General features: G+C 45.6%; 22 protein-coding genes and 1 tRNA gene. 8 read left to right on the forward strand and 15 right to left on the reverse strand.

The window, feature by feature from the left end; genetic code table 11:
• The 7 genes from AC8GFU_RS03535 to AC8GFU_RS03565 all read right to left on the reverse strand — a co-directional run bounded on the left by AC8GFU_RS03535 (position 1) and on the right by AC8GFU_RS03565 (position 7,024).
• Complete coding sequence (locus AC8GFU_RS03535) at positions 1 to 2,376, reverse strand: DEAD/DEAH box helicase (RefSeq protein WP_506627126.1); 2,376 nt, start codon at positions 2,374 to 2,376, stop codon at positions 1 to 3.
• Positions 2,373 to 3,242 (reverse strand): diacylglycerol/lipid kinase family protein, encoded by an 870-nt coding sequence (locus AC8GFU_RS03540; protein ID WP_506627127.1) that lies wholly within the window; start codon positions 3,240 to 3,242, stop codon positions 2,373 to 2,375. The genes AC8GFU_RS03535 and AC8GFU_RS03540 overlap by 4 nt, the downstream gene beginning before the upstream one ends.
• Positions 3,243 to 3,258: 16 nt before the next feature.
• Positions 3,259 to 4,050 carry a twin-arginine translocase subunit TatC gene (gene tatC / locus AC8GFU_RS03545; protein WP_506627128.1) on the reverse strand — a complete coding sequence of 264 codons (792 nt, stop codon included), beginning with the start codon at positions 4,048 to 4,050 and terminating at the stop codon, positions 3,259 to 3,261.
• A gap of 28 nt (positions 4,051 to 4,078) precedes the next feature.
• The gene (tatA, locus tag AC8GFU_RS03550; RefSeq protein ID WP_506627129.1) at positions 4,079 to 4,264 is read right to left on the reverse strand and encodes a Sec-independent protein translocase subunit TatA; all 186 of its coding nucleotides are present in this window, start codon (positions 4,262 to 4,264) and stop codon (positions 4,079 to 4,081) included.
• A 76-nt stretch (positions 4,265 to 4,340) separates the two neighbouring features.
• Positions 4,341 to 5,258 carry a helix-turn-helix transcriptional regulator gene (locus AC8GFU_RS03555; protein ID WP_506627130.1) on the reverse strand — a complete coding sequence of 306 codons (918 nt, stop codon included), beginning with the start codon at positions 5,256 to 5,258 and terminating at the stop codon, positions 4,341 to 4,343.
• The gene (locus AC8GFU_RS03560) at positions 5,251 to 6,189 is read right to left on the reverse strand and encodes a helix-turn-helix transcriptional regulator (RefSeq protein WP_506627131.1); all 939 of its coding nucleotides are present in this window, start codon (positions 6,187 to 6,189) and stop codon (positions 5,251 to 5,253) included. The genes AC8GFU_RS03555 and AC8GFU_RS03560 overlap by 8 nt, the downstream gene beginning before the upstream one ends.
• Entirely contained in the window at positions 6,173 to 7,024 is an 852-nt protein-coding gene (locus AC8GFU_RS03565) for a tRNA (adenine-N1)-methyltransferase (protein ID WP_506627132.1), read from the reverse strand. Before AC8GFU_RS03565 ends, AC8GFU_RS03560 begins: the two co-directional genes overlap by 17 nt.
• Before the next feature lie 51 nt (positions 7,025 to 7,075).
• Here AC8GFU_RS03565 and AC8GFU_RS03570 point away from each other — a divergent pair, with 51 nt between their 5' ends.
• Positions 7,076 to 7,840 carry a RecB family exonuclease gene (locus tag AC8GFU_RS03570; RefSeq protein WP_506627133.1) on the forward strand — a complete coding sequence of 255 codons (765 nt, stop codon included), beginning with the start codon at positions 7,076 to 7,078 and terminating at the stop codon, positions 7,838 to 7,840.
• Here the strand turns inward: AC8GFU_RS03570 and AC8GFU_RS03575 are convergent.
• A complete protein-coding gene (locus AC8GFU_RS03575) occupies positions 7,837 to 8,505 on the reverse strand; it encodes an HAD family hydrolase (RefSeq protein ID WP_506627134.1) in 669 nt (222 codons plus the stop codon). The two genes, AC8GFU_RS03570 and AC8GFU_RS03575, sit on opposite strands and share 4 nt — an antisense overlap.
• Positions 8,506 to 8,515: 10 nt before the next feature.
• Positions 8,516 to 12,022, reverse strand: coding sequence for a methionine synthase (gene metH / locus AC8GFU_RS03580; protein WP_506627135.1), 3,507 nt, complete (start codon positions 12,020 to 12,022; stop codon positions 8,516 to 8,518).
• Positions 12,023 to 12,051: 29 nt separating this feature from the next.
• Between metH and AC8GFU_RS03585 the strand changes: the two genes are divergently transcribed.
• Positions 12,052 to 12,915 (forward strand): PAC2 family protein, encoded by an 864-nt coding sequence (locus AC8GFU_RS03585; protein ID WP_506627136.1) that lies wholly within the window; start codon positions 12,052 to 12,054, stop codon positions 12,913 to 12,915.
• Here the strand turns inward: AC8GFU_RS03585 and mshC are convergent.
• From mshC to AC8GFU_RS03605, 4 genes are read right to left on the reverse strand one after another with little or no spacing between them, the layout of a single operon-like run.
• Positions 12,912 to 14,153 carry a cysteine--1-D-myo-inosityl 2-amino-2-deoxy-alpha-D-glucopyranoside ligase gene (gene mshC / locus AC8GFU_RS03590; RefSeq protein ID WP_506627137.1) on the reverse strand — a complete coding sequence of 414 codons (1,242 nt, stop codon included), beginning with the start codon at positions 14,151 to 14,153 and terminating at the stop codon, positions 12,912 to 12,914. The two genes, AC8GFU_RS03585 and mshC, sit on opposite strands and share 4 nt — an antisense overlap.
• A 20-nt stretch (positions 14,154 to 14,173) precedes the next feature.
• Positions 14,174 to 14,884, reverse strand: coding sequence for an SCO1664 family protein (locus tag AC8GFU_RS03595; protein WP_506627138.1), 711 nt, complete (start codon positions 14,882 to 14,884; stop codon positions 14,174 to 14,176).
• Positions 14,868 to 15,377 carry a DUF3090 family protein gene (locus AC8GFU_RS03600; protein ID WP_506627139.1) on the reverse strand — a complete coding sequence of 170 codons (510 nt, stop codon included), beginning with the start codon at positions 15,375 to 15,377 and terminating at the stop codon, positions 14,868 to 14,870. The genes AC8GFU_RS03595 and AC8GFU_RS03600 overlap by 17 nt, the downstream gene beginning before the upstream one ends.
• Positions 15,374 to 16,051: an MSMEG_4193 family putative phosphomutase gene (locus AC8GFU_RS03605; protein ID WP_506627140.1), complete on the reverse strand. Its 678-nt coding sequence runs from the start codon at positions 16,049 to 16,051 to the stop codon at positions 15,374 to 15,376. The genes AC8GFU_RS03600 and AC8GFU_RS03605 overlap by 4 nt, the downstream gene beginning before the upstream one ends.
• A 51-nt stretch (positions 16,052 to 16,102) precedes the next feature.
• Here AC8GFU_RS03605 and AC8GFU_RS03610 point away from each other — a divergent pair, with 51 nt between their 5' ends.
• Positions 16,103 to 17,047, forward strand: coding sequence for an aldo/keto reductase (locus AC8GFU_RS03610; protein WP_506627141.1), 945 nt, complete (start codon positions 16,103 to 16,105; stop codon positions 17,045 to 17,047).
• Here AC8GFU_RS03610 and AC8GFU_RS03615 read toward each other — a convergent pair.
• On the reverse strand, positions 17,044 to 18,357 hold the full coding sequence (locus tag AC8GFU_RS03615; protein ID WP_506627142.1) for a M20/M25/M40 family metallo-hydrolase: 1,314 nt from the start codon (positions 18,355 to 18,357) through the stop codon (positions 17,044 to 17,046). The genes AC8GFU_RS03610 and AC8GFU_RS03615 overlap by 4 nt on opposite strands.
• Positions 18,358 to 18,400: 43 nt before the next feature.
• Here AC8GFU_RS03615 and AC8GFU_RS03620 point away from each other — a divergent pair.
• The 5 genes from AC8GFU_RS03620 to AC8GFU_RS03640 all read left to right on the forward strand — a co-directional run bounded on the left by AC8GFU_RS03620 (position 18,401) and on the right by AC8GFU_RS03640 (position 22,572).
• A tRNA-Leu gene (locus AC8GFU_RS03620) sits at positions 18,401 to 18,484 on the forward strand.
• A gap of 1 nt (position 18,485) precedes the next feature.
• Positions 18,486 to 19,013 (forward strand): adenine phosphoribosyltransferase, encoded by a 528-nt coding sequence (locus tag AC8GFU_RS03625; protein WP_506627143.1) that lies wholly within the window; start codon positions 18,486 to 18,488, stop codon positions 19,011 to 19,013.
• 2 nt (positions 19,014 to 19,015) lie between these two features.
• Entirely contained in the window at positions 19,016 to 20,863 is a 1,848-nt protein-coding gene (locus AC8GFU_RS03630) for an acyltransferase family protein (RefSeq protein ID WP_506627144.1), read from the forward strand.
• Positions 20,864 to 20,884: 21 nt separating this feature from the next.
• Positions 20,885 to 21,529 carry a thymidine kinase gene (locus tag AC8GFU_RS03635; RefSeq protein ID WP_506627145.1) on the forward strand — a complete coding sequence of 215 codons (645 nt, stop codon included), beginning with the start codon at positions 20,885 to 20,887 and terminating at the stop codon, positions 21,527 to 21,529.
• Positions 21,530 to 21,531: 2 nt separating this feature from the next.
• Positions 21,532 to 22,572 carry an NAD(P)-dependent alcohol dehydrogenase gene (locus tag AC8GFU_RS03640; RefSeq protein WP_506627146.1) on the forward strand — a complete coding sequence of 347 codons (1,041 nt, stop codon included), beginning with the start codon at positions 21,532 to 21,534 and terminating at the stop codon, positions 22,570 to 22,572.
• On the opposite strand, the gene AC8GFU_RS03645 is transcribed toward AC8GFU_RS03640, so the two are convergent.
• Positions 22,569 to 23,300, reverse strand: coding sequence for a DUF554 domain-containing protein (locus AC8GFU_RS03645; RefSeq protein ID WP_506627147.1), 732 nt, complete (start codon positions 23,298 to 23,300; stop codon positions 22,569 to 22,571). The two genes, AC8GFU_RS03640 and AC8GFU_RS03645, sit on opposite strands and share 4 nt — an antisense overlap.
• Between the last annotated feature and the right edge of the window lie 6 nt (positions 23,301 to 23,306).

Consider the following 23,306-nt stretch of genomic DNA (forward strand, 5'->3'; position numbering starts at 1 on the left):
TCATATCTCCCCCATCAGGTATGCAACTACTCCACGGTCTAAACGTTTTACGCCATCTTTGCAGACAGGACGTAACTTATCGCTAGCACCTGCTATTTGGTTCAATAGATCGATCAGCTGTTTTGTGGAGCGCACAAAATCACCGACAGACATATCGCTACCTTTAAGGACGCTATTGAGCGAATTACCACTTGCCCATTTATAGGAAATGAAGCAAAAACCAGCATCTGGTTCGCGTTGCGTTTTAACGCCAAATTCAGTTTCAATCTCTTCAAGTGCAGCCCACAGCGAGATGATTTCAGTAATGGTGGAGGTTACCTTTTGACTTGGCATTTTCGGCGCCAAGTTCTCGGCAGATCTAGATTCAAAGATCATGCAAGACACGACAGATAAAAGTTCAGTTGCATTCAGCTCATCAAAGAGTCCACGACGTATCGATTCAGTGAGTAAAAGATCTGATTCGGCGTAAATTTTCGTCAGAATTTTTCCTTGAGCCGTTGGCTTCTCGCCCTCAATGTAATTGAGATGGTCCAGGACTCTGCAGATTTGATCGAAGGTTTTTGCAATCACATGGGTTCGATTTTCTACGCGCGTTGTAAGTCCATCATTTTCACGTGTCAGACGACCAGCACGCTCTGCCAAGCGGGCGTGATCTTCTCGTTCTGCACAGCCGTGACAGGCATGATTCTTCAAGGATTTACGAAGATCAGCTAACTCACCTTCCATATGTCCGCGTTGACGGTTATCAAAAGTTTTTCTTTGGTCTCTGCGACTTAAAAGAACTTCGACCTCTTTGATGGAGCGTCGCAAACGCGCATACTCTGAAAAATCACCCATGTGACATTGGGCTTCTTTCATTAACTCCTTGATGACCTCTTCATTCTTGCGAATTTGTCTGGTTAATCCGACGACAGCCCGGTCTGCTTGAAATTGTGCAAATGATGATTCAAGAGAACGGCGGGCTCTTTCGCGACCAAATTGCGCAATTAAATTGATAGACATGTTGTAGGAAGGTGAAAATGAAGAACGCAAAGGATATGTACGAGTACTTGCAAGACCTGCAGCTGAAGCCGAATCAACAGTTGGCGACCACTGAATAACGGCGTTACCTTCAATATCGATACCACGACGGCCTGCGCGTCCCGTTAGTTGTGTGTACTCCCCCGGTGTAATTGGGACATGTCCTTCACCATTGAATTTTATTAATTTTTCCAAAACAACAGTTCGAGCCGGCATATTGATACCAAGTGCCAAAGTTTCGGTAGCAAAAACCGCTTTCACTAATCCACGTTGGAATAAATCCTCAACCGCACCTTTGAAGCTAGGCAACAATCCAGCGTGGTGAGCAGCGATCCCCCGCTCAAGGGCGGTCAACCACTCTTTGAAGTTAAGAACTTCAAGATCTTCCTCGGCGATATTTTGTGTATATCGCAAGGCGGTACGTCTAATCTCTTCTCGTTCTTCAGTTGACGTTAAGCGAAGACCTGCGTGTAGACATTGCTTGACCGCTGCATCGCATCCAACACGGGAAAAAATAAAGGTAATTGCCGGAAGCAATGATTCACCTGCAAGTTTTTCAATTATTTCAGCCCGTGTCATTCGATCAGATGGCTCTGCAAAACGCCCTCTACGATTTCTTCCTAAGGAAGCTCGGCGAGTCATCTCTCGTTCACGGTTGAGTACCTCCGGGTTTACCCGACCAGGCGCATCAAAAAGATCTAGTAAACGATTGCCGATCAACACATGTTGAAAAAGTGGAATAGGTCGGATTTCACTGACAATTACTTCAGTGTCACCGCGAACCTCGCCCAACCATTCACCGAACTCTTCCGCGTTAGAAACCGTAGCCGAGAGGGAAATAACTTGAACGCTCTCCATTAAGTGAATCAAAACCTCTTCCCATACCGCTCCACGGAACTTGTCGGCCAGGTAATGAACCTCATCCATTACAACGCACCCAAGATTGGTCAGGGTATTTGATCCGGCGTACAACATGTTGCGAAGCACTTCGGTTGTCATCACGAGAATTTCAGCCTCGCCGTTGATGCTTGTATCGCCAGTTAAAAGTCCTACGCGATCCTCGCCAAACTTCGCTACGAATTCTGAGTACTTTTGATTTGATAAGGCTTTGATCGGTGTTGTGTAGAAACATTTTTTTCCGGCTTGTAAAGCAAAGTAGGCCGCAAACTCACCTACGACTGTTTTTCCAGCTCCCGTTGGCGCAGCTACTAAAACACCTTTTCCTTCTTCAACTGCATGACATGCGGCAATTTGGAATGGATCGAACTCGAAATCAAAGGTCATTAAGAAATCGGTGGTTACAGGATGCTTTCCTCGTAACTTGGCGGCGGCGTATTTTTCGGCTGGGGTTGTCATGCGACCCACGTTTGAACAGCACCATTGATGCATTCGGCTACAACGGGCAACTGCCCAATGCGCTCACCGTCGGCATATGCAACTGCTTTTGATTCAATTTTTACAGTTTTGCTTCGGACAATTTCAACCGCTGGATGGGTTACATGAGTACCAGCAAATACCTTAGGAAATACTTTAAGGAACTCTAGCTTTGTAACAGGATGTAAAACCATCACATCAAAGTATCCGTCGCTGATACTTGCATTGGGACAAACAAGCATTCCCCCGCCGTAAGAGCGGCCATTCGATACCGCAATTAACATCGCTTCAGTTGACATCGTGCGATCATCAAGCGTGATCTCGTAATGTCGTGGCTTAAAGCGCGGAAGTTCAATCGCAATAGCAGCGTTGTACTTCATGGGGCCTTTAGGCCACTGCATGGTGTTTGCTTTCTCGTTTACTACAGAATCAAAACCTGTAGAAAGAATCGCGCCAAACCATTCTCCATCCACTAGCCCTAAATCTATGGAAGTTGGTCGCGTAGTGGTGACGCATTCGAGTTGCTGATCTAAATCTTCTAAATCCCAACCGAGCGTGCGGACGAAATCGTTGCCAGTACCTGCTGGAACGATTGTGAAAGGTATTTGAGCAGGAACAACCTTTTGGAGAATGATGTGTAGAAGCCCATCTCCCCCAACAGCTATTACGCCTTCGCAATCAGGATTTTTATCGATAAATATTTGTAAATGATCTGTTAAAGCAATGGAAGAGTTACCAGTGACTATCGTGTAGTCGATTGATCTTTGCGAGAGAAAACCAGCGACGTAAGTTCCAATCGTGGTGCCTTTACCCTGTCCAGAGACAGGATTTATAACTAGTGCCCACATGCGCGGAGCCTATCTGTTAATCCTCAATAGGTGTCGGAGCATCGATAGTCGATACACCAGTTTCAATCGAAGCTGATTTTTTGTCGCGACGCTTATCAACTAGCAGCGCGATTCCTCCAGCCATGAAGTACAAAACAATCAATGGAACTGCAAGTAGCATCATCGTTAAGGGATCTGCGGTTGGCGTGAACGCAGCCGTAAAGAGAACAATTGAAAATACCCATCCACGCCAAGGCTTAAGAATCGTCTCACCACGTAAGAATCCAATGAGGTTGAAGGTGATCAAAAAGATCGGTAACTCAAAGGCCAAACCAAATAGAAGAATGATTCTCAAAACGAAATCTAAGTAATCATCAAATTTAACCAAGTTGTTGAGCGCATTAGGAGTGAAACCAAAGAGAACTTTAATTGCAACTGGAAGCACGAGGTATCCCAATGTTGCGCCGATCGCAAAGAATGGTGTCGCAGAAGCTATAAAGAAAACGGTATTTCGCTTTTCTTTTCGGTGTAAACCTGGCGCAATGAATGCCCACAGTTGATATAACCAAAAGGGAGCTGAAACAATTACTCCGGACAGCAGGGCTACCTTGATCTGTAAATTCAGCGGTCCTAAGACACCATTGATATAGAGAGAACCACAGCTAGCAGAACCCGACTCTTGTGCAGCTTTGAGATCGCAAACAGGTTGCGCCAAAGTTGTAATGATCGTGTTGTAGAAGTACCAACCAATTCCAGAAGCAAGGAAAATCGCGACGGCTGCGCGAAAAACCCTTTTACGAAGCTCTCGTAAATGATCTAGTAACGGCATCCGCGCGTCTTTAGTAGACGCCATGGATTTACTTCTCTGTTGTGCCTTCTTCGTTGGCCTTCTTCTCTTCTGCGGTCATTTCCTTCATTTCACTCTTGAAGATGCGCATTGAGCGACCTAGTGAACGTGCAGAGTCTGGAAGACGCTTTGCACCAAACAAAACGAGAACAACAATGAGAAGAATCAAAATATGGCTTGGCTCGCGTAGAAACATTCTTCAAACTCCCTGCAGGTTGGTGGGTCTAATGCGCTTAGGCTACCCCAGCGCCTCAGAAAATGGGTAGGCGGAGTCAGACCGCTTTGTAACGATCCAGTATCAGTTGAGCCTTAGAGGCGATATCTGCACGGATATTCAATGGGCTAGCTAGCTCTACCCCATCACCTGAGGCCATTACCGATCTCTCAATCCATTGCTGAGAGAAAGATTGCAACCTCAGATTCTTCGAAATATCTGAATACTTAACATCAAATCGTTCAACAACATCTCTCGAAGGTTTCTTCAGTGAAATGGTGAAATCTATCGATTGTGAAGTAACTGTTGCTTCGTTACCAACAGGGCGTTCTGATGTCTGCGTAGCTTCAATGATTCGATCTACTCGGAAATCTCGCATAGCTCCAGCCGAGAAGCAGAATGCTCGAACATATTGATTTTCATTTTCTTGCAAAATTTCCATGGGTTGGATCGTCCGCTCAGATACTTCATCGCGATACAACGAGTGATACCTAATAGCAAGATAAGTATTTTTTGAGATCGACTCGTTGAGTGCCGAAGTAACTTGCGGAGATGATTTTGGTTGCGCATTTAACGAAACAGACAGACCAATCTTTGTGGAAATCTTGGTTTTTAAATCTTCAATTAAGGAAGCTAAATTTTGTTTTTCGTTGCTCAGCGAACTTACCAATAAATCTAATCCGAGTATCAGTGCAACACCTTCATCAAAGGAAATACTGCGAGGTTTGGCAAGGGTCGGCGCGTTACGAATGGTGACGTATCCCGATTCAAACTCAAGATCCATTAACTCCAAAGGGGTATATCCCGGAAGTCCACACATCCACAAAGTTGTTAGATCCGAGCTCATTTGTGCGGGTGAAACATCAAAACGTTGCGCTAACTCTTTAAGTGAGATCCCTTGATGGGTGTTTAGAAATGGAACTAGATCCAACAATCTGGCTGTTCGTGCTAATGGCGCAGAAATACTCTTAACCATGAGATTTCACCAACGCCTCTAGGTTCTTAATCACAGATTCTCTAAGGACCAAAGGTTCATGTACAAAAACATCTTCCCCATGCCACAGGATTTGTGCGGTCATCGCGTCGACTCCATAGATAGGAACTTTGATCTGATCCCATTCACCTAAATCGGTCAGGCTCATCGCCTGCATGCGTAATGAGTGACACTTACCTTTACGAACATCTAAGGTTGCATAACCTTCGGGCATTTGGGCTTCAAGCGGATTTGCAGCTAGTTCCGTCGGCAATTCAAACTCATCTGAATTTTCCTTACTTTCAATCGCACCTTGTATGCGATCCAAACGAAAGTTACGAATCTCTTGGACATCTTGATCCACGGCGGTGATATACCAAAACCCTGATTTGGTAGATAAGGCGAATGGAATCACTGTTCTTTCTTGGACTGAAAGATCAGCTCCGATGTACGAAAAAGTCAGAAAATCTGATTGAGAAATTGCCGCAGTAACAACCTTTAAATCCTCTGAGCTATTGGATAACTTCGGTGAGATCGCAGGAAGATCAAGTGAATCTGCAGGAATTCCAATCGAGTTAAGTTTGAGAATGGCACTTTGTGCAACATCGGCTAGCGCTGCACCCTCCCACGCTTGAGCTGCAAGCGATAACAATGAAATTTCAGTTGATGAAATATCGCCCAAATCTAATTGGTAACTTTCAGAATGGATGCGGTATCCCGCTTCATCTGCAAAGAGTGGATCGAAACTTCCAACCTCAATTTGAATACCTAATGTGCGCAGATCATCCTTATCGCGCTCGAACATTCGCTCTTTTGTTTCAGGCGAACCTTCATAGCCTTCTACTGTTCGAAAAATTTCAGATTTGGTGAGATACCTTTTAGTTGCCAGCAATGCGATTGTTAGATTGATTAATCTCTCAATCTTCCGAGACACCGTATGCACCCTTCGCAGGTCGACGTCGACGTGCAAGAACCTCTACTCCAGGAGCCATACGTCGACTTTGAATAAGAAATCCTGTGTGCCCGATCATGCGTTGTTGCGGACGAACAGCTAAACCTTCATGGTGCCATCCGCGAACCATAGTTTCGGAGCTTTCTGGTTCGGTGAAACGACCATCCTCTTTGAGCGCTTCGGCGGTTGCTGAAAGTTGGGTTGTAGTTGCAACGTAGGCTAAGAAAACTCCACCAGGACGTAAAGCACGCGCTGCGATGTCCACACATTCCCAAGGCGCAAGCATGTCTAGTACAACTCGATCAAATTCAGATTCAAAGTTTTGATCCTGCAGATCTCCTACTTCAAGGCTCCAATTCGCAGGCGCACCTTCAAAGTATGAATCAACATTTGAACGAGCGTTATCTGCAAAATCAGCACGACGTTCTACCGAAAGCACTTTGCCGGTGGGACCTGCGGCACGAAGAAGTGAAATTGTTAATGCACCACTGCCAACACCTGCCTCAAGCACGCGGGCACCAGGATAAATATCGGCAACACCGATAATCATTGCTGCATCCTTCGGATACACGATCGTCGCTCCACGCGGCATAGTTAAAACATAATCAGCCAACAAAGGTTTGAATGCGGTGAATTTCAAACCAGCGGTTGTGCTTACTACTGAGCCCTCAGGCATTCCAATGAGATCATCATGGGTGATCCAACCTTTGTGGGTGTGCCATTCCTTGCCAGGTGTAATCGTAAAGCTGTACAACTTACCTTTGGGGTCGGTTAATTGAATACGATCCCCTGCTCCGAAATACCCAAGATTAGACACGGGAGCATCTTAGGCGAATTTATCGGGACAGGTGCGAGTATCTTCAGCCAAGTGAGTAACCTTGAAAATCTGCGTCTTTCACCAAGTGCTGTCAGTGAATATGAAAACTGCCCTCAGCTCTATAGGTATCGCAAAATTGATAAGTTGCCTGAACCGCCTTCGCTCGATGCCGAACGAGGCACATTGGTACACACGATTTTGCAAGATCTCTTTGAAATTCCCGCTCCTGAACGTACCCCTGCAGCGGCGATCGATCTTTTACCATCTCGTTGGAGCGCTCAATTAGCTGATAAGCCAGCGCTGCTTGAGATGGTTACCAATGAAAAGGAATGGCTCGATCGGGCTTCGGCGCTGATTTCAACCTACTTCACTTTGGAAAACCCAACCGCGTTCGAGGCAACTCATCGCGAAATACACTTGGAAAATGATTTTGATACAAATGTTTACTTGCACGGTTATGTTGATCGCTTAGACATTGCACCAACCGGTGAGGTTCGAATTGTTGACTACAAAACTGGAAAAGCGCCAAAGCCTGGTTGGGAAGAGAAGGCGCTCTTTCAATTACGGGTGTATGCATTGTTGTATTGGAAAAACACCGGCGTACTCCCCCGTCTTTTGCAACTTATTTATTTAGGTGACGGAAAAGTCATAAAGAGCAATCCGACCATGTCAGATATTGGAAGCGCGGAAAAAGTACTTCGAAGAGTGGCGAAGGATATATTTATTTCAATTGAAAAAGAGTACTGGCCACCTAAGCCATCTCGTCTTTGTGACTGGTGCTACTTCAAGAGCATTTGTCCTGCGCACATCAGTTAAATCTGTACTGAAAAATCCTGGTGCAATTGCTGGAGTTTTGCATGAGAAAGTTGAGCCAAGGACTTAATTACTCTTACGCGTGCTGACTCTTCAATTGTCACCAGGTGCGGAACAGCTATGAGGTAAGCCCCGCTAGATGTAGCTGCCTTCATTCCTGTTAAAGAGTCCTCGAATACTAAACAATTTGCTATGTCCGATTGACTGATGTTTGCAGCCTTTAGATAAGCATCTGGATGAGGTTTTGTATTAACGACATCATCAGAGCTAATTGAAAATGGGAAAAGGTCATGTCCGAGATTGTCCAAAACAGCATCAACAATATTTCTAGGGCTTGCAGATACCAATGCTGTTTTAATGCCATGGGATTGCAGTTCGCGAACTAGCTCGACAGCTCCGGGCATTGTCGGCGTATTTCCACGCATCTTTGCAGCCTGCGTATCAATGAGAGATTGTGTGAAAAATTCAGGTGATTGTTGTTGTGCGCACTTGTCATGCATGTATTGACCGACTCGAGACAGAGGTCCACCTAAGCAAGCAATTTGATCTTCTTCCAGCCAGGTATAGCCATAGGGAGCGGTGACATCGATCTCTGATTGAAGCCATTCAGGCTCAGAATCAACCATCAAACCATCCATGTCGAAAAAGACAGCATCGAAGAAGCTCATTGTTTACTCCTTAATTAGCGTTGAAGTATTTAGCTTCAGGATGATGAACAATAATCGCAGATGTTGATTGTTCTGGGTGTAGCTGGAACTCTTCCGAAAGTTCGACGCCAATTCGAGCAGGATCAAGTAGTTCGCATAGCTGAACCTGTTGTTCAAGATCTGGGCAAGCTGGATAACCAAATGAATAACGTGATCCGCGGTAACCCTGATCCAAGATTCCCTGTAGTTCCGCAGAGTCTTCACCCTTAACCTGTAACTCTTCGCGCATACGTGCATGCCAATGTTCGGCTAGTGCTTCGGTTAATTGAACAGACAAACCATGAAGCTCAAGATATTCACGATAATTATTGTCTGCGAATAATTTAGCTGCAGCTTCGCTAACAGTTGATCCCATCGTTACAACATGGAATGCGACAACATCTGTTTTACCTGAATCTTTGGAGGCGAAGAAATCACTTATGCATAATCTACGGTCACGTGTTTGACGTGGGAAGGTAAAACGAATTCTCTCTTTACCTTTGTTTTCACCTTCGTGGTGAAGGATGACAAGATCATTTCCTTCGCTGTAACAAGGGAAATAACCGTAAACAACGGCGGCGTTGAGCCAACCCTTTGACTGAACCTCGTTGAGCAAGGAGCGCAAACGTGGGCGGCCTTCACTTTCAACCATCTGTTCATACTCGCCACGATTACCTTTAAGCCCCCACTGTCCAACAAAGAGTGCGCGTTCATCCAACATGCCTGCGTAATCGGCAAGTTGTATTCCCTTAATAACCTTTGATCCAAAGAACGGTGGAGTTGGAATTGAGTTATCTGCTGCAACATCACTTCTTCGAGTGTCCACTGGTAGATCTTCAGATTTAATTCGAGTGTTAGCGACACGACGTTCGCGTAACGGTGGAAGTGCTGCGCCCTCTTCTCCACGCTTAACAGCCATGATGGAGTCCATGAGTCGTAAACCTTCAAAGGCATCGCGTGCGTAGCGAACTTCACCTGGGAAGATTCCGGCGAGATCTTGTTCTACATATGCGCGGGTAAGTGCCGCTCCCCCAAGAACAATTGGCCATTTTTGATCTAAACCGCGTGAGGTGATCTCTTCGAGATTCTCCTTCATGATGACCGTTGATTTCACCAACAAACCACTCATTCCGATTGCATCGGCATTACTTTCTAGCGCACCGTCAATGATCTGGTTAATTGTTTGCTTGATTCCAATGTTGACGACTCGGTAACCATTATTGGTCAAGATGATGTCGACAAGATTCTTTCCAATATCGTGAACATCGCCCTTGACCGTAGCAAGCAACATCGTGCCGCGACCTTCATCTCCGGTTTTTTCCATAAATGGTTCAAGTAAAGCAACTGCTGTCTTCATCACCTCAGCTGATTGCAAAACAAATGGAAGTTGCATCTCGCCTTTACCAAATAACTCGCCAACAACCTTCATACCCTCAAGCAAATGCGAGTTGATGATTTCAAGGGGTGGCATTCCTTCGGACATCGCAGATTTCAAGTCATCTTCGAGGCCCACTTTTTCGCCATCAATGATTCTGCGTTGTAGGCGTTCAAAAAGTGGAAGGGCTGCAAGGGCCTCTGCCCGGGCATTCTTGCTCGTTGCTAGTTCAACGCCATCAAATAACTGCAAAAATTCCTGCAATGGATCGTATGTACATTCATCGCCATCAAAGGTGCGACGATCATAAATGAGATCAAGTGCAACCTGCTTTTGCCGTTCATCTATTCGGACCATCGGGGTTATTTTGGATGGATGAACAATTGCTGAATCTAATCCTGCTTGAACGCACTCATGAAGAAATACTGAATTGAGTACTACGCGTGCTGCGGGATTTAGTCCGAAGGAAACATTACTTACACCCAGTGTGGTTTGAACTTGAGGGAACTCATTTTTGAGTTGGCGAATTGCATTAATCGTTTCAATGCCATCTTTACGAGTTTCTTCTTGGCCAGTGGCGATCGGGAAGGTAAGACAATCGATCAAGATGTCGCCGATATTCATTCCCCAGTTATCGTGTAAATCATGAATCAAACGTCGAGCAACTCGTAACTTCCATTCAGCGTCACGAGCCTGTCCTTCTTCATCGATAGTAAGCGCGACAACGCTAGCTCCATGCTCCTTTACAAGAGGCATGATCTTGGCAAATCGTGAAGTTGGACCATCTCCATCTTCATAATTAACAGAGTTGATAACGCAACGTCCACCTAAATGCTCTAATCCAGCTTTTAGGACATTTGGCTCAGTGGAATCTAAGACAATTGGCAAAGTACTAGAGGTTGCAAAGCGAGAAGCTAGTTCGCTCATATCCTTCGCGCCATCACGTCCAACATAATCAACTGATAAATCGAGCATGTGTGCACCATCGCGAATTTGATCGCGTGCAATCTCAACACACTTCTCCCAATCTTCAGCAAGGAGCGCATCACGGAAGGCGCGCGAACCATTTGCGTTGGTACGTTCACCGATCGCTAAATATGTTTTATCTTGTCTAAAGGGCACATACTGATACAACGAAGAAGCGCCGGGATCTAATTCAGGAGTTCGAGAAGAAATAGGCTTGTTATGAACCTTTTCAACGACGGCAGCTAAATGTGCTGGAGTAGTTCCGCAACATCCTCCGATGAGCGAGATTCCGTAATCAGATACAAAACCATCTAACGCGGTAGCTAACTCATCAGGACCCAATGGATATGTTGCGCCATTTGGCCCTAATTGTGGGAGCCCCGCATTTGGCATAACTGAAATCGAAATCTTTGCATTCTTGCTGAGGTAGCGAAGGTGTTCAGACATCTCTGCGGGTCCAGTTGCACAGTTCAAACCAATCAAATCTATTCCCATTGGTTCTAATGCATTGAGTGCTGCGCCTATTTCTGATCCAAGCAACATGGTGCCAGTAGTTTCTACGGTCACTTGTGCAATTAAAACAATGTCACGAGCGGATTCAGTGATTGCATCACGACAACCGTTAACCGCAGCTTTGACCTGTAAAAGATCTTGTGAGGTTTCAATCAACAATGCATCGCAACCAGAATCGGCCAATCCTTTTGCCGCTGTGTGGTAGGCCTCTTTCAACTTTGCATACGTAGTGTGGCCAAGGCTAGGAAGTTTGGTACCTGGCCCAAGGGATCCCAAAACAAAACGTGGCTTATCAGATGTTGAAAAGGCATCGGCGGCCTCACGAGCAATCTTTCCTCCAGCAAAGGCCAATTCATAGATGCGATCTTCAATTCCATACTCGGCAAGGTTTGCCCAGTTAGCACCAAAGGTATTGGTTTCAATTGCATCTACCCCAGCGGCTAGATACTCATCATGAACGGAACGCACAATGTCAGCGCGGCTTACATTCAAAATCTCATTGCAGCCTTCATGGCCCTCAAAATCATCGAGGGATGGATTGGCTGCTTGGAGCATTGTCCCCATTGCACCATCTGCAATGACAACTCTTTGGGCGAGCGTACGGCGAAGCAAGCCTGGTGCTATCGGGCTTTTCGTCGTACTCATTTGGTGAAGGTTACCTTAAGGTTGGATTCATGGAGATTCATCAGATTCCGTTGCTTCGCAATCCAGTCATGGTTATGGCCTTTTCCGGCTGGAATGATGCTGCCGAAGGTGCATCAGGTGCCATTGAACATCTGCTCTCTATTTGGCGTGAGAAAGATGATGAAATCCTGCCTCAACTCATTGCAGATGTTGAACCAGAAGATTTCTACGATTTCCAGGTCAATAGGCCACAAGTTTCAATTGATGATTCATCGATTCGCAATATCACCTGGCCTTCAACTCAAATTTTTGGATTGGAAATCCCATCTATGGATCGTGATCTTGTAATAGTTACCGGCGTTGAACCATCAATGCGTTGGAAAACTTTTACTACTGATCTATTAGATCTTGCTGATGATCTTGAAGTTTCGCTAGTTGTTACCTTGGGATCGCTCTTAGCTGACACGCCACATTCACGCCCCATCACTGTGACCGGAACAGGAGCTCACCCAAATATCGCGGAACGTTTAGGTGTATCTGTTTCAAAGTATGAAGGCCCTACTGGAATTTTGGGAATTATCCAGGATGGATGTATGCGGCGTGAAATTGATGCGATTTCATTATGGGCCGCTGTACCACATTACGCATCGGCCTCCCCTTCGCCTAAAGCGTCCTTAGCGCTGATCAATTCATTGGAAGATTTCTTGGATGTTTCTTTTCCTCTGGGAACTTTGCAAGAAGATGCCGATGCATGGGAAAAGTCTGTTGATGAATTAGCAGCGGAAGATACCGATGTTGCAGAGTATGTAAAGGCACTAGAAGAGAGCAAAGATGCAGCCGAGCTACCTGATGTTTCAGGTGATTCAATTGCAAAAGAGTTTGAAAGATACTTACGCAGACGAAGTAACGATTAAAACTTTAATCCAAGTAAAGCATCCAACGCCGTGACAAGTTCTGGCAAATCTTGATGCGAACCTTCATTTTTTGATGAGTTCACCCAGCTGTTGATTGAATTGAGAATAGTTGGCGTATCGAGATCATCGGCTAGTGAGTTGACGATTGATTGAACTAATTCGGAAGCTGAGATCGCAGATCCATTCTTAAGAACCGAGCGAAGTGCGGCAATTTCGGATTCGGATTCAACCAATAATTGTTCAGTCCACATGCGATCAGAACGGTAATGGCTTTTCATCAAAGCCCAGCGAATTGCCAAGGGATCACGCCCAGCAGATATCAATTTCGAGACAAAAACTAGATTGCCCTTACTCTTACTCATCTTCTCGCCATCAAGGCCGATCATGCCAGCATGCACATAATGGGCCGCAAGTTCTTTTCCAGAAATTACTTGAGCTTGCGCAGCACACATTTCATGATGAGGAAAAATCAAATCACTTCCGCCACCTTGGATATCGATCAGAGTGTTATCAAAATCTGAGGGTGCAAGGTACTCGATCGCGATTGCTGTGCATTCAATGTGCCACCCAGGTCGTCCAACAGAAAATGGTGAATCCCAACCAGGTTCATTTGGTCTTTGAGACATCCATACAAGGCAATCCAATGGGTTCTTTTTACCTTCGCGTTGTGGGTCTCCACCGCGCTCAGAGAAGATTTGCAACATTTCATCGTGATTCAAATGGGAACGCTGTCCGAACTTACTATCGGCATCAACCTCGAAGTACAGATCGCTATCTACTGGATAAATACTGCCTCGCTCTTGCAGCATCGAAATTGCACTTGTAACTAATGGGATTGCATCAACAGCGCCAATGTAATGCGCAGGGGGTATGACCCTTAAGTCCTGCATATCTCCGCGGAAAAGATCGATTTGTTGATGTGCTAAATCTTTCCAATCAAGACCATCGCGATTAGCGCGTTCTAAAAGTGGGTCATCGATATCGGTAATGTTTTGTACATAGCGAACCTCAGAGCCCAGAAAGCGTAGATAGCGATTGACTAAATCAAATGTTAAATAGGTTGCAGCATGTCCAAGATGTGTTGCATCGTATGGAGTAATTCCACAAACATACATTCGGTATAGCGGCTTTAAAGTTACCTCTTCTTTTTTCTGAGTAGCTGAATCAGACAATCGAAGGAGTGGTTTGTTCAGAGCTTGGCTTATGACAGGAACATCAACCTCTGACCAAGAATTCATTTGAGTATCGTATTGGGTATTTAGAAAGCTGGCCAAGGAACTGCAGGCCAGTTCGGGTTAGGTAGCGGAAAACGTCGCGTTTCCAACAAATTCTTGATTCTAATTGCGGTCATTTCGATCTCAACCTGAGTCAACAATGGTTGTAATTGCACCGCTAACTCCCCCGACAAAAGATTCTGGGCATGCTGTAAAAGCTGAATCTCTGATTCATTTAATTGATTATCGGCCCATTGCCACAGCACCGTTCGCAGCTTGTCTTCTGGGTGAAAAGTTACTCCGTGATCACAGCCAAAAACTTGTTCCTGGTCAATCGGAAGCAGGTGGCCGATCTTGCGGTCTGTGTTGTTAATGATTGCATCGAAGAGTGCCATGGCACGCAAACGTGGATGATCGGTTGAGAAAAAGGCTCCTAAATCAATGGATTCATCAATTGTGATCCACTCTTGAACCATGCCAAATCCATAAGGACCATCGCGCAAAATTGTGAGCGGTACCAAATGAAATCCAAGCGCTTCGCTTACAAGGTAGGCGGCGTACTCTCGATGGGCTAATGATCCATCTGCGAAATCCCATAGTGGGCGCTCTCCTGCTATCGGTTTGTAGATACAAACGATCTCTTGTTCATCAAGAGTTGCTGTTGCATACAAGGTTGCATTGGAAGCATCGACAAGACGACCCGTAACTTTCAAATCACCTTGTGCAAGATGTTTCGCTTTATCGTCGGTAACCATTTGCCCTCGGACATAGATGACCTCGTGGGTCGATTGGTATTGCGCAGAATGGGCAAGGCAGACGCCCTGCACCTACGACAGCCTTTGATCTAGTAGCGAAAGCTATTGCTGCGCCCAGCGAAACATTTACCTCTAGAACTTCTCCTTCAGTGTCTTCCTCATCCTCTTCCAACTCGTAAAGTTCTAGGCAAATACATTGCGTTTGATCATCCCATGCCAAGGAAATAGCACCAACTTGGAACTCTGAATCGATAGGAGATTCCAAGGGTTGATCATCATGTGCAAGTTTTACAACTGAAATCAATGGATCTGACTTTTTAACTTCAGCAACCATCACCTCTAATCGTGCAGCGATAGCTTGAACTTGTGCTTTTTCTAAAGCTACGGAAATGACTCGAGAGCCTTCTCTAACCTGAATGAAAAAGGCTCTTTCTCCAGGTTCACCGACCGTTCCCGCAACAAATCGCTCTGGAGAGTTAAATGTGTGCCTCATTTACCCGAACCGCCACCAAGTAAATTCTTCTTGCGAGGAGCCGCAACTAACAGTTCAGTTACAACGGCACGAGAATCATTGAGCAATAAAACCCGCGGTTTAACTTCGGAGTACTCCAAGATTGATACAGATGCAGGATCGATGATGATGCGTTGGAATTCATCTAAATGCATTCCTAAGGCTGAAGCGATAATGGATTTGATGACATCACCATGACTGACAATTACCGCCGCACCCTTTTTCTTAGCGGCCACCATTTCATGCACAGAACTCATCGCTCGTGCTTGCATTTGGGCAATGCCTTCACCGGCAGGAAAGTACATACGGCTAGGTGATTCCTGAACAGTTCTCCACAATTTGTTTTTGCTGAGAACAGATAACTTACGACCACTCCACGATCCATAATCAACTTCGGTAAGTTCGGGATCAATAACCGGCTCAAAAGCAGAGTCACGGGGAATCACATGATCATTAATCCAAGGTTGGATCGTTTCGAAGCAACGTTCCATTGGGCTTATTCGAAGTTGTGAAATTGGAAATGTTCCAAGACGGTTTGAGAGCGCTTTTGCTTGTTCTAAACCTTTGGTCGATAGGTGAACATTTGGAAGACGGCCTGAAAGTATTCCTGCAGCGTTGGCCTCGGAATGTGCATGTCGTATCAAAACCAATCGCATAAATGAAAGGCTATCGCAGCTTTTGCCGCCTTGCCTTGCTAGGGTCGCCTCATGGAAAAGCGTAAAGCGGGTGGAAGCGGATTATCGCTATCTCGCCTCGGCCTAGGAACTATGACATGGGGTCGCGATACAGATGAGATTGAGGCTGCAGATCAGTGCCGTGCCTTTCTCGATGCGGGTGGCAATTTCATAGATACCGCTGCCACATATGGTGATGGAGACAGTGAACGTGTCATAGGCGGATTAATTGGAACATTATTTAATCGAGATGATGTTGTAATCGCTACAAAGGCTGGCATCACCTTTTCTGATGGAACGAGAACTGTTAATGCCACTCGCCACCATTTAATTGCTGAACTAGATAAATCCTTAGCTCGACTTGGTACAGATTTTGTAGATGTTTGGCAGATCCATGCTTGGGATGAAGCTACTCCGCTAGATGACACCTTGTCCGCCCTTGATTATGCATACACAACGGGTCGTGCGCGATATGTCGGAATTAGTAATTACTCGGGTTGGCAGATCGCACGCGCTGCAACTAAACAACAAGCTAATTCGATGAAAGCACCTTTAACTACTGTGCAAAGTGAGTACTCGCTTTTGAATCGTGAAGTTGAAATCGAAGTGCTAGATGCCGCCCAAGAGTGCGGTTTAGGCTTTCTTGCGTGGGCACCATTGGCTCGTGGCGTATTGACTGGAAAGTATCGCAAAGGAATTCCAAGCGATTCCCGAGGAGCAGCACCTCATTTTGCTAAACACATCGAACCGTACTTGGATTCACGTTCATCAAGAATCGTTGAAGCGGTAGCTGTCGCTGCCGAAGGTCTTGGATTTTCGCCACTGGAAGTTGCTTTGGCATGGGTTCGTGATGCGCCAGGTGTAACAACTTCTCTGATTGGTGCACGAACTGGAGCTCAACTTCGTGGCGTACTTAAAAGCGAAGAGATTTCGCTACCTGAAATCGTTCGTAATGCTTTAAATGATGTGAGTGCTTAAGCGTTTTCTAAGAAATCTTTTAGAACTCGAGCACCAAACACTAAACCTTCAACTGGAACTCTTTCATCGACACCATGGAACATGGCCATGAAATCAAAGTCGGCATCTAGCTTGAGTGGTGAAAAGCCATAACCAATAATTCCTAGATCAGCTAGCGCCTTGTTATCTGTTCCACCGCTCATGACATATGGAACGGGAATAGCTACAGCATCCTCTTTAATTAATGCATTACACATCGCTTCAACTAAATCACCCTCGAATGGAACCTCAAGCGCCTTATCTCGAGTGATTGTTTCTACTGTGATGTGCTCACCGATCAACGTTTTGATCGTGCTATTAAGTTCATCTTCAAAACCTGGAATAAAGCGACCATCAATTACTGCGCTGGCTGAACCAGGAATCACGTTGGCTTTATATCCCGCTTCGAGCATCGTTGGGTTTGCAGTGTTCTGAAGTGTTGCGCCAATCATGCGGGCTGCAAATCCAACCTCTTCCAAAAGCGGTTGTAGATCAGCTTCGTTATATGGCTTTCCAGTCTCGTCTGCAACGCGCTTAAAAAATGCTTTTACAGTTTTGCTGTAACGCTGTGGCCAGGTGTAATTACCAATCTTTGCAACAGCTTCAGTGAGTCGAGTGAGTGCATTTTCATCATTCATTACTGAACCATGACCCGCTCTTCCATGAGCTGTGAGCTTCATCCAGTGAATACCCTTTTCAGCGGTTTCAATTAAGTACAAACGCTTTCCACCCGCAACAGTTACTGAAAATCCTCCAACTTCAGAAACCGCTTCTGTGCATCCGGCGAACACTTCTGGGTGATTCTTAACCATGTAGTGAGATCCATAAATACTTCCGGCCTCTTCATCGGCAAAGAATGCAAGAACGATGTCGCGTTCAGGAACATAACCAGAGCGGGCCCAGCTGCGAACAGTTGCAAGGATCATTGCATCCATATTTTTCATATCGACCGCACCGCGACCCCAGATATAGCCATCCTTCATTTCAGCTGAAAATGGATCGACCGACCAATCAGCTGCATTGGCTGGAACAACATCAAGGTGACCGTGAACGACTAAACCTGGACGGTTTGAATTTGATCCCTTAATGCGCGCAATAACATTGCAACGACCTGGTGCTGATTCATAAATCTTTGATTCAATTCCAACTTCAGCTAGTTGCTTAACAACGTACTCAGCCACATCTTTCTCATCGCCCTTGCCATCGCCAAAGTTAACGCTAGGAATTCTGATTAACTCCTGGCAGATACGGATGGCGTCTAGTTCTAACTCTGAGTGTGTAGATGTAGTCATTTCGCTATTCTGTCACCAGATTGCTAGACTTTTCCAACACTTAGTCCGGGTGGCGGAATTGGCAGACGCGCTAGCTTGAGGTGTTAGTTCCCGCAAGGGATTAGGGGTTCAAGTCCCCTCTCGGACACATGAAAATTGATGATGCCCTATCGCTCATCCGTGAAATCCCAGATTATCCAAAACCGGGCATTCGCTTCCAGGACATCACCCCATTGTTGGCACATGGTGAAGCATTTATCGCCATCACTGAAAAGTTTGCCTCTTTTGCAGATTCATCAACATTAGTTGCAGGCATCGAGGCACGAGGCTTTATTTTCGCATCAGCTGTAGCCAACCAACTCAGAAGCGGCTTTGTTCCGATTCGCAAAGCGGGAAAACTCCCCCACATCACGATCTCTGAAAATTACGGTCTTGAATACGGTACCGACACCCTTGAAATACACCTTGATGCGATCCCTAAGGGTTCCAAGGTCCTTCTTATTGATGATGTCTTGGCAACTGGTGGAACCATCGGTGCAGCTATTGAACTCATCCACAGAGTTGGTGGCGAAGTTGTGCATGTTTTAGCCTTGCTCGAAATCGAGGGATTGCCGGGCCGCGCAACTCTCCAAGAGAAATATCCAAATATTCCGATAACTTCGCTGGTAGTTTCCTAACGGTGCGCATCCTCCAGATTCAAGGATTAAGAGCTCTTGCCGCTCTCCTTGTAACAATCTTCCACGCTCGTTTGGTACCTGGAGGATTCATTGGTGTAGATATTTTCTACGTTATATCTGGATACCTGATCACCGGTTTGATTCTTCGCGAGATAGAAAAAACTGGAAGCTTAGATCTGCACGCTTTTTATCAACGTCGCATCAAGCGATTACTTCCAACATCTGTTTTCGTACTGTTTTGTACGGCGATCGTTGGCATGTTTGTGCTTCCAGCAATTACTCGTGATGCGCTAGGACGAGATCTATTTGCCGCAGCTGCATATATTTCAAATTATCTTTTTGCATGGTGGCAAAATGATTATCAGAACTTAAATGCAACGCCATCACCCTTCATTCATTACTGGTCTTTAGCTGTCGAAGAACAGTTTTACGTAGTATGGCCAATCTTTCTTCTGTTTTTAGCCCGCTATGGAAAACGATCCATCTTCTACGGAATCTCAATCACCACGGCTGCATCACTACTTCTCTCGGTTTACCAAACTCAAACCTCTCCTATTTGGGCTTTTTATTCCTTACCTACCCGCGCCTGGGAGTTAGGTGTTGGCGCGCTGCTGCTCTTCATTCCTGAAAAGTTGTGGCGTAATCGTTTCATTCCGTGGATCGGTGTAATCGGAATTGGAATAGCAACATTCAATTTTAACGAGAACACCGCCTTCCCAGGCATTAATGCTGTATTGCCAGTGGTTGCAACCGCTTTATTAATTGGCTCCATTTCAATCTGGCCGCGACTTTTTAATGATTTGAGCAATAACCGATTGGCGCAATGGTTAGGTGCAATCTCATATCCCCTGTATCTGTGGCATTGGCCAGCCTTAGTTTTACCAAGTAGTGCATTAGGTCGCCCGCTGCGTGTACGAGAGCGACTCTTTTGTATTCTGCTGACCGTAGTTTTAGCGCATTTAACAAGTAAGTTCATTGAACAACCAATTCGTCACAAGAAAATATCCGGCAAGAAGGTTTATCTCTTTTTTGTGGCGACAACTGTGACCTCGTTGGTAGCTGGATTGCTCATTTCAGCGACCGCATCTTCGATGATCTCGGTCAAAGGCACCGATTACAAATTCAATTTAACAAAGGTGATGGAGAAGCCAGCTGTTTATGGCGATGGCTGCCATGTTAATTATGGTGAAACTAAGTCTGGTTACTGCACATACGGTGTAAAGACCTCAAAGAAAACAATAGTTCTTTACGGCGATTCACATGCTGCTCAATGGTTTCCGGCTTTAGAAAAGTTAGCCCTTGAAAAGGGATACAAACTTGTCTCTTTGACAAAATCTGCATGTCCTTCTGTGGATGTTCCTCGTGAAGATCAAGGCGCCTTCAAAAATGTCCATTGCGAAAAATGGCGGGAAAATTCAATCGCTCGAATTAAATCAATTCATCCTGCTGCCGTGATTATTAGCAGTTTCCAATACTTTACGCCACCAAATGGATATCCAAATCGTGCGGATTGGTGGAATGCAGGACAGCGTCGTTTACTCGCAGATTTGAAGGGCTCTTCTTCGCACTTGATCTATATCAGCGACACTCCCCGTCCTTTACGCGATATTCCAAATTGTCTGGCTTCGCGCGACTCACATTCATGTGACTCTTCTGAAAAGACGCCGGTAAAAATCATTTCTGGCTTTGAGAAAATTGATCCAACACTATGGATGTGTTCAATCTTCTGTCCCGCAATCCAGAATGGTTATGTCGTTTATCGTGATGCATCCCATATCTCCGTTGCAGCCGCAATCGCCCTCAAGCCACAATTAGAAAAGGCGCTTGCCGATAAGGGGCTATTTTCCTAGCGCTATGGCAGGATGCGTGCCATGGCTGAATTGATCTATTACTGCGGAACGATGGATAGCGGAAAATCAACGCTTGCCTTACAGACGGCACATAACCATCAGAGTCGTGGTCGCACAGGCTTGATCTTTACAAATAATGATCGTGCAGGTAGCGGAGTTATTTCTTCACGACTTGGATTATCAAGTCCAGCGATTGAAGTCATGCCGACAATGGATATTCACAAGCTTGTTGTAGATCGACTTTCTATGGGTGAGCGCATCGATTACATCATTTGTGATGAGGCGCAATTCTATGAGAGTGAACAGATTGAACAGCTAGCCCGCGTTGTAGATGGGTTGGGCATTGATGTCTATGCATTCGGAATCTTGGCAGATTTTAGAACCAAGCTTTTTCCGGGTTCAGCCCGTTTAGTTGAATTAGCTGACAGAGTGAACACGCTTCAAGTCGAAGCGCTGTGCTGGTGTGGCTCACGTGCAACGCACAACGCTAGAACAGTCGGCGGAGTTATGGTTACAGAAGGCGAACAGGTTGTAGTTGGCGATGTTTCAACAGGCGCTGAAGTTGCCTATGAAGTACTGTGCCGCCGTCACCATATGCGTCAAGTTACCGCACGAGCATCTCGTGCCGCACACACATCATCACTTCCATTACCGTTCAAGGAGTAACAATGAAATCACGTGGTTATGCAGCGCTGTCAGCCAAAAGCCCACTTGAATCCTACGAATTTGATCGCCGTGAACTAGGTGCACATGATGTGGCACTTGATATTTCATACGCCGGCATCTGCCACAGTGATATTCACCAGGTCGCTGAAGAATGGGGTCCAGCAATATTTCCAATGGTTCCCGGTCACGAGATTGCGGGAGTTGTAACCTCAATTGGTAGCGCTGTCACTAAGTTTGCCGTTGGAGACAAAATTGGCGTTGGAGTATTTGTAGATTCGTGTCGTAAATGTTCTAGCTGCGTAAAGGGACTTCAGCAGTACTGCGTTGAGGGAATGACTGGTACGTACAACGGATATGAGCGCGACGGCAAAACAGTTGCAATGGGTGGTTACTCAAACAACTTTGTGATCAATGAGGATTATGCGGTAACAATTCCCGATAACTTGCCGATGGATGGTGTCGCACCATTGTTGTGTGCCGGAATTACTTTGTATTCTCCAATCAAGCATTGGAATGTCGGACCCGGAATGAAAGTGGCTGTAATGGGCCTTGGCGGTCTGGGGCATATGGGCGTTAAGTTTGCAGTTGCTATGGGTGCAGAAGTGACTGTTCTGTCCCACTCCCCTTCAAAGCAGGCAGATGCTTTAGCGATGGGTGCCCATCACTTTGTTTCAACAAAGGATCCTGAGAATCTAAAGGCTCTTGAAAAGAAGTTTGATCTGATTCTAAATACGGTAAGTGCAGAGCTTGAAATTGGTGATTACCTAAATCTTCTTACCTTGGATGGAACCCTTGTTGTGATTGGTTTACCGGGTAAGCCATATGCAGTTCATGCTGGTGCCTTGCTTAATGGTCGTCGCCGTATCGCCGGTTCAATGATTGGTGGAGTTCCTGAGCTACAGGAGATGTTGGATTTTTGTGGCAAGCATCAGATTGTCAGCGATGTAGAAGTGATTAAATCTGATTACATCAATCAGGCGTACACACGAACAGTTGCAAGTGATGTTAAGTATCGCTTTGTGATTGATGCATCAACCTTTTAAAAGGAGTGAACCAGTAGGGCAAATACTGGTGCGATCGCTAACGCTGGTAAAAGGTTTCCTACCGCTACCTGCTTGATATTGAGTAGTCGGAAAGAGATGCATATCAACATTATTCCGCCCACAATTGTCATCGCATCGATTTGATAACCATCGAGGATTTCACCGAGTCCGAGTCCAATAACGGTCCACACGCCTTGATAAATACCGACTGGCAATGCTGAAACAGCTACTCCCCAACCCAGTGAAGTTGCAAATGCCATTGCGGCAAAAAAGTCCAAAGTGCTTTTCAGAATCAGCTGATCTATTCCATTGCCCATGCCATCGCTGATGCTTCCTAGGATCGCGAGAGGTCCGATTGCAAATAACAGCGAGGCTGAAACAAAGCCTTCAACAAAGGGTGAGTCACTGGATGCTTTGAATCTAATGCGCAGGTTTTCACCCAATGAATCAAGTCGATCTTCTAATTTGAAAAATGAACCAATGAGGCCACCAATTAATAGTGAACCGAGCACCACCAATAAGGTCCAGCCTTGTGGAAGTGCTTGCGTATAGCGATCAGACCACAACGGGATCAGCGCTGAACCTGCTCCCAGCAATGTCACCATGCCCAAAACATCAGTGAGCAAAGTTCTGGTTTTTGAATTCATGCGATTGCCGACCAAGACGCCCAGTGATGCACCAGAAATAATTGTGATTATGTTGATTAAGGTGCCAACGCCAGGAAACATTAGATG

The sequence above is a fragment of the Planktophila warneckei (SeqCode) genome (assembly GCF_965234675.1).
GTDB classification, from domain to species: domain Bacteria; phylum Actinomycetota; class Actinomycetes; order Nanopelagicales; family Nanopelagicaceae; genus Planktophila; species Planktophila warneckei.